The sequence below is a fragment of the Pedobacter anseongensis genome, assembly GCF_037482965.1.
Taxonomy (GTDB): Bacteria; Bacteroidota; Bacteroidia; order Sphingobacteriales; family Sphingobacteriaceae; genus Pedobacter; species Pedobacter anseongensis.
In genome coordinates, this window is record NZ_JBBHKB010000006.1 from 48,741 (window position 1) to 62,819 (window position 14,079).

Below are 14,079 nucleotides of genomic sequence, written 5' to 3' on the forward strand. Positions count from 1 at the left end.
GTTGATTTGTCTGACTAGGCTAGGTGGAGGATTTTTTCGGCTAAACGGAGTAATGGCTGAGCTCATTGCGCAGCCGTTTGCTATAACGGCGGCTTGCCCTGACTGTTGCTCCGCATTTTAACTTTACATCGTAATCTCCATTAAGCCTCGAACGATAGCTTTCGACTTGCTGCAAACTGATGATGATACCACGATGGATACGCATAAATTCAGCTGGGTCGAGTTTCGCTTCAATACCTTTTAGGGTAATGTTCGACAGATACCGCCTATTTCTCGTATGGATAGCAATATAGGGATGATCTGTACTGATCCATAGTATTTCGCTGAATGATACCGAGATGCTTTCTTTTCCATTCTGGATGATTAGCCTTGAGGCTATTGGAACTTTCATAGATGCACGGTTAGTGAACACTACAATTGCAACGATGAGGTATACCAAGATATATTTAAATAGATCTTCTGCGATCGACCGTTGCCACACGCTGCTAAAACTGTAGGTGTGCTCAAATGCTGCGGACGAAACTAGGTAGATGATCAGCGTATAAGCGAGAAGATGGATGGCGGAGGCGATAGGCGGTATAGCAATTAACGTCCACCGCGCATGAGCAAACCTGGACCTATTTTTCCAGAGCAACAGGAAAATAGGTATGGTAGGCAACAGAAAGGATTTGAAAAGAAGCGATTCGGAAAAAAAATAGCCCTGGTGGAGTAAGCTTGCCTGAAGGTAGTCCTGCACGCAAACCAATAGGCAAATCAACAATGCTGAGAGCAAAATAGATTTCACTGCGTGCTTGCGTACAAATTTTGTGATGGTTTGCTGCTGTGATGGGAGTGTAAAAGCCATCCTTCAAGTTAATGGATTTTTTTCGGTTGTGCAAAAAATAAATGAAGTGCATACACAGGACATGAACGATTCCTTGTGCTGTATCTGTAAATGTTCACCGGTATTTCCATAGATAAATCTAGGGATTATTGGATTGATAACAAACAAAGGCTTCGGCCAGTTTAATTATGCCACTGAAATACACGCTGGAGCTACCTGGTCATGATCTGAACATATTAAATTTAGGTTCGAGAATTAACAGATTTATGGACCAGCCGTTTCGCCTGTTGATAGATTGTTTCTCGGTTACAGCAAGGGGCTTCAAAAGCCCCTTGTATTTCAATGGACATGCTAAGATCAAACGATATGGTCGACCAGAAAGCACTACTGCACCTGATGGTTTCTCTTTCTTCCTACGCCTCCCTTTCTACAGGCTTTGCTACCGCATTGTCTCCACTGGTGAATTGCCGCTCACTCAAAAAAGGGCGGGTGCTTGTCGAAGTGGGAAGAAAGGAACAGTTGGTGTGGTTTCTTCATGCTGGAACGGTAAAGGAAGTTACCGCTATCCAAGAGCAGGGAACCGAGCGCGTGAGCTGGTTCTGGTTCCCATCGGATTTTATCTTCTATTACCCTGGTTTCTTTGCAAGGGAACCGTCCGCTTCAAGGATCGAGCTTGTGGAAGACAGCCTTGTCCTGGAGATTGCATACCGTGACTTTATTTCCCTAGTTGAAAAGTTCTCCGAAGTGCCATTACTGATAGAAAAGATCAGGTCACGCTATGAAAACCAGCGCGTTTCCCATTCAGCAAGCCTAACGACATTAAATGCGAAGCAGCGATACTTGAAATTCTATCAGGCACATAAAAATATCTTCAATGTGGTTAAGCATAAGGATATCGCCAGTTTTCTTGGAATCAAAAATGATGGCTTTCGCCGCTATCACTGAAATATCTTGAAAATTACTGCCTGGGTACAGATGTATTTCATGGTACTCGTTTTGCCGACATTTGTCGGATTTTTTGCTGCATTCCTTTCCAATATTTGATGGTGCAACCAAACGTTATGGAAAGTTACCTGAATAAAAACAAGAGGCCTGACCTGGCCAGGATAGTAAGTGATGTGATCAGTTACGCTTACGTCATTTTATTCCTATATGCCGCATTTTACAAACTTTTCGATTACGGATATTTTCTTCGACAGTTGGAACATTCCCCACTTCTAGGTCCTTATCGCAACTGGATCGGATGGGCGATACCTTTTAGTGAAATCGTCATTTCCTTTTTATTGCTTAGAAGCAGGTCAAGACTTTTTGGACTGTATGCAGCGGCCCTGATCATGGCAATTTTTACGCTATATATCGTTTACATATTAAATTTTAGCCCACATGTTCCTTGTAGCTGTGGTGGTATCCTAGCAACGATGGGCTGGTTTGAACATCTGGTTTTCAACAGTGTCTTTCTGATCCTTGCTATTGGAGGAATAGTTTTACAGAAAAAGTTAATTAAGATATTTCCTGCGCAGGAGAAAGGGGAAGCCGAAAACCTTTGATAGAGTAGGCAATCATCCATAAAATTCAAAACCATGAAAAAGCAATTTATTTTGCCAGTACTTGCAGTTGTATTCGCAGTTAGCGGAGCTTTTGCATCAAGCAAATTTACACCGATTTATTTCTCTGGAGACGATAGCACCTGTCAGACCCCAATCCCGGCGCCAGAGTGTACTCCTGGGGAAAGTGTACCGTGTATCGACGAGAACTCTCAGGGAGATCTTCCATATCGTTACAAAACCGACGTTAGCGATAGCGGATGCCACGACCTATTAAGAGATTAATTGAAGCGCGTTAAAAAAGAGGGAGCAGATCACTGCTCCCTCTTTTGTTTTGATATAACAGGATCGGTAAGTACAAGAACCTTTAGCGTTTCAGTTGTTTTGATCAGGTCAAGTCCAAAAGGCCGTAGGGCTTTACTGATTGAGCTCACGTTTGTCATGTTGGCACTAAAATCAAGGTCGATCCCGTAATCTGCCTGCGTGCAATCGATGATCACATGGCTTGGAAGGTATTTTCTTAGCAGACGGGCAAAGGATGCTGATGTTAAATTGCGAAACCTGTATCCAGTTGCATCTCCGGTTCGACTAGTGGCAGAGGAAACACTTTTTAGCAAGCCAAATTTTTCCTCATCTATAATCACCAATTTTAGCACGGGCATCTTCCGGAGCGAGATTTCTGTTCTGTAACCAAACCATTCCCTAAGGTCAGCTGCAATCGCAGCTTGAACTGCATTTAGATCCGCACCTTGGCTTTTTAGCTGTAAATGATATTGATACGGACTTTTCCGTCCTTTATCAATAGAGAAATATGAGCTGTCGGTGACTTCTAGCACTGGTGCTGGCCATACTGTAGCAGCCAAGGTGTCAGACGGCAAGAAAACTGCTTTTCCGAAACTGGCAAGCATATACAGTCTAGCAAGTGATATTGGCCAGGTGTCAAATTTTCCGTCTTTCACTCCTCTGGACAGGTCTAATTGGAGCATTGGCCTATCTCCGTTTATTGAACCACCGATCGTACTGTAGTGATCCATATTGTCCGCTGTGTCGGTGAAGGTGTTCAACGGAAGGTTATTTCGCTCGGTGCCATAATCTGTTGGAATGCCCGAAAACAACCTGTTCAGTATTTTCTCGTCCAGTTTGGCCCCTGAGGTGATGAGGGCAACACCACCAATTGGAGAGATTACTACTGCGGTCGGGGTCGAAGAAATTTTGAACCTTTTAAATGCCAACGTGTCAAATGCGGTATCGAATCCGAGGCCATATTCGTTGCGGAAACGCGCATAGAATTCTTTTATGCCTTGATCATATCTGGGATGGTTGCCACCGATGAGTAAAAAGTTCGCTTGGGTGCCGAAATGTTTTCTTAGCGCTTCAAGGTGTGGAAACCCCTCGATGCAGCTTACACAATATTTCCCCCAAAATTCTATGACGAGCCATTTTCCAATGTAGGCTTCCAGACTGGTTCTTTTAGGGTTTGCTACTCCGTTTTTATAGATATCAAGGACGAGTGCTGGCGCCTTGTTCCCTTCCATGATATTTCCAGTTCCCGCTGGTTGCTGCGCTTGGAGCGCGCAGGAGAAGAATAGGAACAATGTGGTAATGAATATTTGTTTTCTCATCCTATGGAAATTAATACCCTGGATTTTGCTCCAGGTTCTTGTTGATGTTGATTTCCGACTGCGGAACGGGGTACAATGATGCCGTTGGCTGATAGCCTGGCTTTATTGGTGAAAGGACAGCCGAATTTTTTGCAAATCGTTTCAGGTCGATCCATCTGTGTGCCCATTCGGTAAATAGTTCAGAACGCCTTTCCATCAATACCGCCTCGAGCAATGCATCTTTCCCTATGCCTGGATTGGTGACAGCAAACCTGGGAAGGGCTGCCCTAGCACGCAGCATATCCAGGTCGGCTATGGCCAACGGAAGTTTGTCCAGATGAATTCTGGCCTCAGAACGTACCAGATACGCCTCTGCTAGGCGCAGGATCACAGAATATTCTGTTACAGTTGCTGAATTTTTCACCTTGTACTTGGCGGGGTAGTAATAGTCTGTCCCGCCGGTGGTCAATTTTGCAGTCCAGGCCGTTTTGCGCTGGTCGCCAGATTCGAATCCGTCATAAAAGCCCTTTCGAAGGGCGATGTAGGTCGGTTTGGCCGTAATCACGAAAATATTCCCTTCTCCGGAATTCGTCGTGCCAGAAAAGGGTTTCAGTGCAAGGACAGTCTCCTTCGAATTTTTCAAAAATACCTCATTGAGCAAGACCAGACCGTACTGGCTGCTATTGACCACATCAGTTGCATAGTTTTCAGCCTGAACCCAATTGCCTTGATACAGGCTCGTTCTGGCCAGCAACAGCTTTGCCGCAAACCTGTTCGCCCGGATCCGTTCGCCACCCGCAACTGCATAATCAGCTTCCAATAGTGGGGAAGCCTTCTCAAGGTCACTGACGACAGATGCCAGCACCTGATCGACGGTGGACCTGGCCAACTGGTTATTTTTGCTGTAATCGGTGGAAAGCACAATGGGGACCTTTCCGAAAAAGCCTGTCAATGTCAAATGGGCAAGTGCACGAAAGAAAAGTGCTTCTCCCTGCAATTGTGCAACAGTCTTGGCGCTAAGTGAAGGGTTTCCTTCTGTACCTTCTAAAATCGCATTTGCATAATAGATTGTTTGATAACAAGAACCCCAAAGGGTCGTAGAATAGCTATTGGAAGGTATCAGTTGCGCACCGGCTACCTGCTGTACGGCTAGGCTTGTAGACCAGTTGTCGGTCTCATCCGAGGACTGTGCACCAAGGATGCTCGGCGAGTAGAAGCTCCCACCGGTAAAGTTGGATGAATTTACATACAGTGAGCCGAGTGCCGCCTGGGCGGTTGCATCTGATTGGAATACCGCAGACGAGGCAAGCTGTGTCGAGGGAAGATCTGTCTGGGTAAATTTCTTGCACGATGCCAGTACGCATACGCAAGTAATGGCAAGAAGTTTTATTGAGTATATTGTTTTCATTGATTTTTCTGATTTTGTTTAACGTCGATAGTTAGAGACGCCCCGATAACGACAGTGCGCAGCGGTGGCATGGAAAGGTTTGTGCTCTCTGGATCTATGCCAAGATAATTGGTGATTGTCCAAAGGTTCTGCCCCTGGAGGTACAGTTTCAGGTTACCGCCAAAGACCCGGCTCGGAGCATAGGATAACGCTACGTTCTTAAGTCTGATGAACGAAGCGTCCGAAACACCTGCATCACTTATCAGATAGTTGTTAAATGCTGTATTGGCAGCGGTAAGCGAACCCGTCGAGAGGCGCTGCAGTTGTGCAATATCCCCCGGTGCGGTCCAGTATCTTCCTTGATAGCTTAACGGCTGGTTGAAACTGCGGCCAGGCATATTGCCATAAAGATTGTGGAGGTTGTTGGCCTTTTGGTGCACGAACTGGAAAAGGAAGGATATTTCCACTCCCCTGAACGAAAAGCTGTTTTCCAGTCCACCGTAATAATCCTGTACCTTGTCTATGACCTGCTGCCGATCGAGCGCTGTGACCAGCCCATCCCCCGAGAAATCCTGGAACACATAAAGCCCTGTACTTGGGTCAACGCCCAGCAGATGGTATAGCTTTCCAATAGAGAGCGGCCGTCCGATTGCATACTTTGACGCGTAGCTGGAACTTTCCAGCCCGGGAAATGCGAGCAGCCTGTTTCTCGGAATGGTCAAATTAAATCCGATGGTCCATTGCGGGATATTGCGCTTACCTTTAAGGACCGTTGCAGACAGTTCGGATTCCCAACCCGTATTCTCGATTAGCGCCTCCAAATTTGAGCGCACCGAAGAAAACCCAGTTGTCAGTGCAATCGGATAGTCAACAAGCTGGTTGGAAGAGCGGTTCCGGTAATATCCGGTTGCAAAACGGACCCTATCCTTGAAAAAGCCCAGGTCCATGGCAATCTCGGCTTTTTTATTGGTCTCCCATCCAAAATCGGGGTTGAACAGACGTACGGGGGAAAGACCTGGCCCACCGTTATAGCCAAGCGAGCTTTGATATGTGGAAAGGAATTCATAGTCGCCGATCTGGTCAGATCCGGTGGTGCCATAGCTGGCGCGCAATTTACCAAAGGATAGAAAAGGCAGGTGCTGCTTAACGAAGGTTTGTTCCGAAAATATCCATGCGGCGCCTATTGAACCAAAATTGGCAAAATTGCGGCCAGGCCCAAAACGAGAAGATGCATCCCGCCTCGCTGTTAGGTTGATCATGTACCTGTCATTGAGAGAATAGCCAAGCCTTGCATAAACACCTGCATAGCTGTACCGGCTTTCGGCGTTGTCGCGCGCTGCAAGCGTAGTTGCCGCGCGCGGGTTTTCTATAAGCGCATCGCTGGCATAACCCGTGCCTCGAAGGAGCAGCGCCGAGCGCTGCTGGCGTTGGAAGGTAGTGCCGGCGAGGATCGAGAAGGTGCCAACACTAGTCGCTTTATTATAGGCGACCTGCGGCTCAGCTGACCATCCACTGATGGCGGAACTGTTATAGTCGGCGATTGAGGTGGCTGGTGTCCGTCCCTCGGCGGGATCATAATAGCTGACGGGCAAGGTGCTTCGGTCATCGAGTTTTTGCGAGGTGTAGCCTAGCGAGATCCTGATGTAAAGATCCTTGATCGGTCTGTAGCTGAAATTGGAGCTGGCGAGCAGGGTAGAAGTGTTCGAATCGTAGCTGTTCTCTAAAAACCTCAAAGGATTGGTCCAGGTTGAATTCGCCCAGTTCAGGCTACCGTCCGGGTTTTTAAGTGCTGGAGCATTTGGCTGCAGGTTCATTGCCCGGGAGAATAGGTCAGTATTGAGCCAATCGGTCTTTTCTGCGCTATAAGTGCCTGAAAAACTCGCGGTGAGTTTTTTGTCGGCAGTTGATTGGCTGGCAGATAGGTGAACTCCAAGCCTGTTGTAGCCTTTCGCCTTGTCAATACTGCTTTGTTGGCTGTTTCGGCTGCCGCTGAGAAGAAAAGTACTCAAGGGACCGCCACCAGAAATGGATAGGCTGCTGTTCTGGAAAGGCGCCGAATTATCTACCAAGGCTCTTTGCCAGTTCGTATTGCTACTAGGCTCCCAGGTTCCATTCAGGTCATAATCAGTATTTTTTACCGTCGTGCCATCAAGGGCTATCGCGGTTTTGCGCAAGGCCAAATAGTCCTCCGTTTGCAGCATTTTAACCTTGCTCGAAAGGTGTGAATTCCCGCTGGAATGGGCAAAGTTGACCCTTGTACTTCCTTGCTTGCCCTTTTTTGTAGTGATCAGAACAACGCCGTTTGCCCCACGTGACCCGTAGATTGCCGTTGCATCGGCATCGCGCAGTATTTCGATCGATTCTATTTCAGATGTCGGGATGGAATTCAATGGACTAGCGCCCGCATTTCCATAAACTGTAGAGGAGACAGAATTCGTGTTTGTCAGCGTACTGGCGCCAAATGGAATTCCATCGACCAGGAATAAAGGAGAAGTGGAGGTTTCAATCCCGTTTTGACCCCTGATGATAACCGAAGTTGCAGTCCCTGGTGTGCCACTGCTCTGTACGATCTGTATTCCCGCGGTCCTTCCCTGCAATGCCGATAAGGGATTTGTCACAGGTTGGTTTTCTAGCTCGGTAGACGTCACTTTTGAAATGCTGCCTGTAAGGTTTCTTTGGTTGGTCTGGTAGTAGCCCGCATTGATTTCAACAGCCTTCAGCATCGATTGCTGGGGTGACAGCCGCACGTTTACCACTTGGCCCGATTGGTAATTGGCTTTTTGTCGCTCATAGCCCACGTATCGGACCGAAATTTCTCCTCTGATCGATCTGGTGTAAAAGCTAAAATTGCCGTACTGGTCTGTTTGTACGTTAATATCAAGTGCAGTTTCTGTCACTGTGGCCCCGGCCAGCGGCTGGTCATCTTCGCCGGTTACTTTTCCGCTGATTTGGTATTGCCTATTTTCTTCCTTTGTATCCGATTGCGGTTTGCCCTTAGATTTACTGGTAACAACGATCGTTCGATCAACTATTTCGTAGCTCAAGGGTTGATCTTTCAGGGTCAAATCTAGAGCTGTCTTTAGCAATGTGTTGGTGAATTGTACATTGATCGGCTTCAAGCCTTGTAAAGCTGTTTTTTCATACCAAAAGCCGTAGCCGGTCTGTTTTTTGATTTCGGCGAATGCAGTTTCTACCGGTGCGTTTTTTAGGCTGAGCGAAACTGTTTGCGCTTTCGAGGTCAAGGCGCAGATGCTGAACATAAATATTAAAATAAACCTCGCCGCTTGCTTATAGAATCTTTTTGATGGGCATGGAACAATCCTCTTTTTGGTGGTGCAGATTGGTGAATGAAAATAGTTTGCGCGCGCCTTTGGTCCAAGGCGTGCTAATTTAAAAAAAATCATACTTTTGTGTGGTTTGGGTTATTGATCTAATCTTTGCGGAAGCTGCCCGCGGGCAGCTGGTCGACCCAGGCTTTGGCCGGAAGTGCTTCGAACACGACCGGCCTTTTTTATGCTGGGATCGAATTAACCATTAACTAATTATTAACTTATCTCATAGGCTGCTCCATTTAGTGGATATTTCGGTTTATTATAATTTCTAATTGTCAATTCTCAAGGGTCAATTTGTAGGAACCGGTTTCAGTCACTTGTAGCTTGTAGGGAACTTTGCTTAAGGCAAGGATCTTCAATACCGAGGCGAGCTTTGCATTCCGGGAAACGCTTCCGCTAAACTTTCTGGAAAGGTCAGCGTTGCTATAGTCGATTTCGATGCCATACCATCTTGATACTTGGCGCAGGATGACAGGTAAGGGTGCATCCTTGAACTCCATAGTTCCGTTTTTCCAGGCAAGGGCTATGGCCAGATCGGCATTGCGTTTGCCGATTGAGGTGCCTGAAACGGTTGTCTGTTCCCCAGGGTAAAGTTTCAAGGAAGATCTAGTGGCTGAACTGTTCTTGGGCGAGACAAGAACTGACCCCTGCGATAGGGTGGTTTCCGTGGTTGGTTCATCCCTATAACTATTGACGTTGAAATGGGTGCCCAGCACTTTCACTAGCTGGTTGCTTGTTTCAACGATAAACGGGCTTTTTGTATTGTGTGCCACTTCAAAATAGGCTTCGCCGTCCAATTTTACGAGCCGTTGGTTCTTAGCAAAGGTGGTTGGGTAGCTAAGGGTAGTTGCCGCGTTGAGCCACACCCTGGTTCCGTCGCCAAGGATGATCTGGTACTGCCCTCCGCGTGGAGTGGCGAGCTGCTGCATACCTTGCTCAGCACTTGTGGCAGTCAGTTCGGTTTGCAGGTAACTGATTTTTCCGCCGGCAAGTTTAATACCATTGGCAGCGGTATCAAGTTCAACTTTCTTGCCACTTGCAAAGGTAAGGGTTGCCCTGTTTTTGCCTGGCAATATGTTTTGGGCAAGGTCTGCTTTGACTACTTTATCGTTATTCGTTGGTAAATGGAAAAAAAGTACGACCAGTACTGCGGCGGCTGAGCTAGCGGAAAGGATCAATGGCCACAACCTTCTTTTTATTGGCTGATCGATTGCTGTAAGCTCTCTGCGGATTTGGTCCTTGATGTTGCTGAGCTCCTTTTTTGAAATATCAGCTGAATCTTGACCGAGCTGGAGGTACCAGTCTTCGATGAGCGATTTCTCTTGATCGGTGCAGTTGCCTTCGCTGTATTTTCTGAGCAGTTGCTTTGCTTGCCTTTGGTCCATCTTGCTTGGTTTTGTAGTAGACGGCTTGGGGCACGGGAAGTTGAATTAAAATTTGAATTAAATGATCAGGCTTGTGAGAAAGGAGCTCAGCTTTGTCTTTAGGATCTTTGTGGCATTGGCAAGTTGCTTGGATATATTTGATTCGGATGTAGATAGCTGTTTGGAGATTTCGATATTGGATAACTGTTCTTCCCTGCTAAGGCGGAAGATGTGCTGCATTTTTTTTGGCAGGGACTGGACTTCTTTTTCGATGTGTGCGTGTAGTTGTTTTTCCCTGACCAGATGGTCGGTCTGGGCATAGGTGATAGTTGCCGAATAGATGGCAAGTGATGAAGCGTATTTGTCGACTACTTGTCGGTGGGAAAAATGGTCTAGTGCTTTGTTCCTCGCTGCAGTAATCAGGTAGGCTGCTATGCTAGTAGCGGAGAATGTTTGTCTTTTTTCCCATAAATTCACGAATAGCTCTTGGACAATGTCTTTTGCTGTTTCTACATCTGAGGTCTTTTTGAGCGCATGGAGAAAGACGAGCTTAAAATAGCGATCATAGATTTCGGTATAGGCACGGCTATCGGATTCCCTCAAGAGAGAGATCAGTTCCTGGTCTGAAGATTTTTGATAGTTTGCCATTACCGTTCATATCGTTTCAATATGAGCCACAATGGGCTTAACGGCAAAAAATAATAGGGCCGGTAACCCGCAAAGTTTAATGTCACATGGCTCTGGTAAGCCAGACTTTCCTTTCAGAAAGTTCCCACATTATACATAAGCGAGCACCGACCCTATTATTTATAGGGTGGTGATGCTCTACTTACACTCGCGGGAAAATTTACCAGATTTAGTGGCGAGGCTCGTATGCAATACTATTTTTCAAACCAGTATCGCAAAGTTATATTCTTTTATGGATAACCCATAAACATTTTAATTCCATATCAGTAGCGACTATGCCCACTACAAAAGTTTATTATACTGATTATCTCTAAATTATTTCTAAAGTAGGAATAAAAATTTTTAAAACAAAAGTATTTATTTCCACAACGGTAGTATGTTATTGTAGTTCGTTTTTTGTTTGCCAGCTTTAGTTACAGATATGGCAAATAGAATTAATCCAGCAAGATTGAAAAGTACGATCGCAGCACTGAAGGCACGATTTGAGACTGGTACTATTCATAGTATGAAAGACCTTACTGGAATGTATGTGACAGGAATGATAGCAGCAATTGGAATGGGTTACGATGGATTTGTAAGCAAGTGCAACTCTCCGGAAAAATTCGTGATTGAGGATTTGCTCAAGTTGGCGGACGTTATCGAAGTTGATATAAGTTTAATTATGAAAGTGGTGATGAAGCAGGCGTCTAAGAATGTAATGAAAAAGGATATATCGCACCTTTTGAAGGATAAAGATTAGGTAAGCAAGGCGTTTTGTTGTTGTGTGGTGATAATATAAGCCCGAAGAGTCCATCGGGCTTACTTTCTCAATTGTAGGAAATAGTGAAAGCTAGTTCTTCCGATTCAGTGAATTCACCATCTGCCGTATAAGAGGCTTTTTTCTTTTTATCCAGATCAAGCAACTTTCCTTCATCGCTTCCTTCGCCATTATTGCTATTGGAAACATTGCCAGTTAGCGGTTTGATGAGATGTACCATTTTGCGCATCGATACGAAGTTGGAAGTTTCTTCTGCTGCGATCGCTATAAAATTACTATCGATCTGGTTGAGAAATTCGGTCTGGCTTTCCGAAAGGTAAAAGTGGTTAGCTACCCAGGACTTAAAGTCGCTAGCGATGGCCTGCGCCTCTACCTGTAGCTGTGGATCGGGAAGTGCGAAGATCTGGTCGAAAAGTTCGGCCGCGCCTTCTGATGTGAAAGGAAATTTTTGCATATGTTTTTGTTTAACGATGGGGGGTTTTCTCACCATCTGGCGGCAAAAATATTTGGCATAAATGGCGTTTCTATGGCCTTATGGTGTGTTTTGTGGTGAGTGGTCGTTATCGGGTGTTGACTGGTAGTCGATCTTAATTAAAGTTTGTTTGAGATTTTTTTTTAATAATATAATTAGGTTTGAATGATTGCCGAAGACTATGGCCTTGAAGAATTAAGGCCCAAATATTTTCATTGGTCGGTTCGCGCAATTGTTTCTATCATTGTTGCCCATTTGGTCGTGGTCGTTCGCCAGAGTAAACCGGTCTGGACCATCATTCACCAGCTCAATTACTATGTTGCAATGGCGTTCAGCATTCCTGTCTGCATTGGGCTGATCTACTTGGTGCACAAGGCTACACGTATTTTTGATGTGCGCTTACCATGGATGAAGTTTTGGCATAAACGGCTTGTCTTTCAGTTTTTATTTGGGGTGCTAATCGTTCTTGTTTTGGACATTGGTCTTGTGATGGGTTACTTCGCTGCCTTCAATAATGATTTCACTCGTAGTGGCTATATGAGGATCGAGTTTCCAGTTGTAGCTTGGATGGTAGTGTTACTGAATGTTAGTTATGTGGCCTGGTTTTTTATTGAGAACTATTCATGGAGCAGTCGGGTGAATAGCGAGTTGACGTTGAAAGTCCGCGATCTCTCTGGAACGATGGAGGCAAGATCGAAGTATCCACGGGCCATGGAAGTGAAGCTTGGAAACAAGGTTGTGATATTACCTTTAAAAGATGTGGTGTGTTTTGAAAGGGAAGAAAACACAGGTTATGTTTGGGTCAAGGACGGCCGCAGGTTCAATACCGATTACAAAATGCAAGAGCTCGCAGAACTTTTAGACCCAGCAATGTTCTATCAGACCAGCCGTGCTGTTATGTTTTCCTTAAACTATGTATCCGGATATGAAAAGGTAAAAAACCAGCAGGCGCTTGTGATCCTGAAGGAGGGAATTGAGGTGGGCGTCTCAAGGCTTGTTAGTCGTTATCGTTCGGATAGATTCAAGGAACTAGTGACGCAGATCCAACCTAAAGCATCTTTGCCAGTTAAGAAAATGCCCGAACAAATGCTTGGTTAGGAAGCCCACTACCATTCACATACTTTTAGCTACTACTCGCGGTATTCTTGTCGAACAATCTTTTTTTACAGTCTTTGGCGCTTTAATTTCGATATCAATGCAATTAACAGCGGCGATATCTTATGTTACGTATTGATCAATTTAACAATTTACAGCAGATACTGGATTTGTCAAATGATAATGCGGCACACCAAATAATTCTTTTTCTTGATGCTCAAGGTGCGCTAAGGATTAAAAGGGAAAGGGTAGAGATCGAAACAGGCAGTACTTTGTTTTGGAATCAAGGTAATATCGAAAATATTAATTTTGCTGGAAGAGGGTGGGTGGTTACATTTGAGAATATGTACTTGCAGCATTTTCTCAACGAATATGCTTTTGCAAGGAAACTTGGTCTTTTTAAGGTGTTGATACTCATTGTGCTGGGTCAAAGCCGCCGGCAGTTGGTAATGGAAAGGGTTGAACTAATAAGGACAGAAATTGGTCGCGGACTTTCCTTTGACCATCTAAAATTGGTGTTTTCACTTTTTTTATGGGATTTAGTCATCGAAAACCTATCCGTTGCACAGCCATTGGATGGGTCTTCTGATTTGAACAGTCACTTTTTAGCCCTGTTGGAAGATAATTTTCGGATCCAGCGCAAAAGCACGTTTTACGCCGACCTTTTAAACCTTTCATCGCGGAAACTCAATAACTATTGCCGGGAGTGGTTCCAAGGGAAGATATTTGACGAAGTTATCCGCGAGAGGCTTTTGTCAGAAGCTAAGTTCCTGCTTGCCACAACCGATTTAGCCCTTAAGGTAATCTCTATGGATCTTGGATTTTGTTCACAGCAGCATTTCCGGCATTATTTTAAAAAACATACAGGCCGAAACCCAACATCCTTCAGAGCGGCACAAAAAGGAAAGGGTATTTAGCTATCACTACTGAGTACATATCTTTCAGCTGTTTAATTATATTTTTGAATTCACTAATAAAGTATACATTTGAATATAAAGACAAAACATGTTTTAGAAT

13 protein-coding genes are annotated in these 14,079 nt (G+C 45.1%); 6 read left to right on the top strand and 7 right to left on the bottom strand.

All coding sequences use genetic code 11. The features are described from left to right. Nucleotides 1-40: 40 nt before the first annotated feature. A complete protein-coding gene (locus WG904_RS19320; RefSeq protein WP_339580997.1) occupies nt 41-844 on the bottom strand; it encodes a LytR/AlgR family response regulator transcription factor in 804 nt (267 codons plus the stop codon). Nucleotides 845-1,189: 345 nt separating this feature from the next. On the opposite strand from WG904_RS19320, the gene WG904_RS19325 reads away from it, so the two are divergent. From WG904_RS19325 to WG904_RS19335, 3 genes are all read left to right on the top strand, one after another. Beyond that, complete coding sequence (locus WG904_RS19325) at nt 1,190-1,768, top strand: Crp/Fnr family transcriptional regulator (protein WP_339580998.1); 579 nt, start codon at nt 1,190-1,192, stop codon at nt 1,766-1,768. Nucleotides 1,769-1,884: 116 nt separating this feature from the next. Continuing rightward, on the top strand, nt 1,885-2,370 hold the full coding sequence (locus WG904_RS19330) for a DoxX family protein (RefSeq protein ID WP_339580999.1): 486 nt from the start codon (nt 1,885-1,887) through the stop codon (nt 2,368-2,370). 33 nt (nt 2,371-2,403) lie between these two features. Further along, on the top strand, nt 2,404-2,652 hold the full coding sequence (locus tag WG904_RS19335; protein ID WP_339581000.1) for a DUF6520 family protein: 249 nt from the start codon (nt 2,404-2,406) through the stop codon (nt 2,650-2,652). A 29-nt stretch (nt 2,653-2,681) separates the two neighbouring features. Here WG904_RS19335 and WG904_RS19340 read toward each other — a convergent pair whose 3' ends face one another. The 5 genes from WG904_RS19340 to WG904_RS19360 all read right to left on the bottom strand — a co-directional run bounded on the left by WG904_RS19340 (nt 2,682) and on the right by WG904_RS19360 (nt 10,699). Further along, nucleotides 2,682-3,989 carry a TlpA family protein disulfide reductase gene (locus tag WG904_RS19340; protein WP_339581001.1) on the bottom strand — a complete coding sequence of 436 codons (1,308 nt, stop codon included), beginning with the start codon at nt 3,987-3,989 and terminating at the stop codon, nt 2,682-2,684. A gap of 10 nt (nt 3,990-3,999) precedes the next feature. Beyond that, nucleotides 4,000-5,376: a RagB/SusD family nutrient uptake outer membrane protein gene (locus WG904_RS19345; protein ID WP_339581002.1), complete on the bottom strand. Its 1,377-nt coding sequence runs from the start codon at nt 5,374-5,376 to the stop codon at nt 4,000-4,002. After that, a complete protein-coding gene (locus WG904_RS19350; RefSeq protein ID WP_339581003.1) occupies nt 5,373-8,759 on the bottom strand; it encodes a SusC/RagA family TonB-linked outer membrane protein in 3,387 nt (1,128 codons plus the stop codon). The genes WG904_RS19345 and WG904_RS19350 overlap by 4 nt, the downstream gene beginning before the upstream one ends. Before the next feature lie 203 nt (nt 8,760-8,962). Next, the gene (locus tag WG904_RS19355) at nt 8,963-10,072 is read right to left on the bottom strand and encodes a FecR family protein (RefSeq protein WP_339581004.1); all 1,110 of its coding nucleotides are present in this window, start codon (nt 10,070-10,072) and stop codon (nt 8,963-8,965) included. A 57-nt stretch (nt 10,073-10,129) separates the two neighbouring features. After that, on the bottom strand, nt 10,130-10,699 hold the full coding sequence (locus WG904_RS19360; protein ID WP_339581005.1) for a sigma-70 family RNA polymerase sigma factor: 570 nt from the start codon (nt 10,697-10,699) through the stop codon (nt 10,130-10,132). Between the two features lie 460 nt (nt 10,700-11,159). Here WG904_RS19360 and WG904_RS19365 point away from each other — a divergent pair, with 460 nt between their 5' ends. Continuing rightward, on the top strand, nt 11,160-11,477 hold the full coding sequence (locus tag WG904_RS19365; RefSeq protein WP_339581006.1) for a hypothetical protein: 318 nt from the start codon (nt 11,160-11,162) through the stop codon (nt 11,475-11,477). A gap of 67 nt (nt 11,478-11,544) precedes the next feature. Here the strand turns inward: WG904_RS19365 and WG904_RS19370 are convergent, their stop codons facing one another. Continuing rightward, nucleotides 11,545-11,949 carry a hypothetical protein gene (locus WG904_RS19370; RefSeq protein WP_339581007.1) on the bottom strand — a complete coding sequence of 135 codons (405 nt, stop codon included), beginning with the start codon at nt 11,947-11,949 and terminating at the stop codon, nt 11,545-11,547. A 183-nt stretch (nt 11,950-12,132) separates the two neighbouring features. On the opposite strand from WG904_RS19370, the gene WG904_RS19375 reads away from it, so the two are divergent. Both WG904_RS19375 and WG904_RS19380 read left to right on the top strand, forming a co-directional pair. Continuing rightward, nucleotides 12,133-13,065 (top strand): LytTR family DNA-binding domain-containing protein, encoded by a 933-nt coding sequence (locus WG904_RS19375; protein ID WP_339581008.1) that lies wholly within the window; start codon nt 12,133-12,135, stop codon nt 13,063-13,065. 122 nt (nt 13,066-13,187) lie between these two features. Beyond that, entirely contained in the window at nt 13,188-13,979 is a 792-nt protein-coding gene (locus WG904_RS19380; RefSeq protein WP_339581009.1) for an AraC family transcriptional regulator, read from the top strand. The last annotated feature ends 100 nt before the right edge of the window (nt 13,980-14,079 follow it).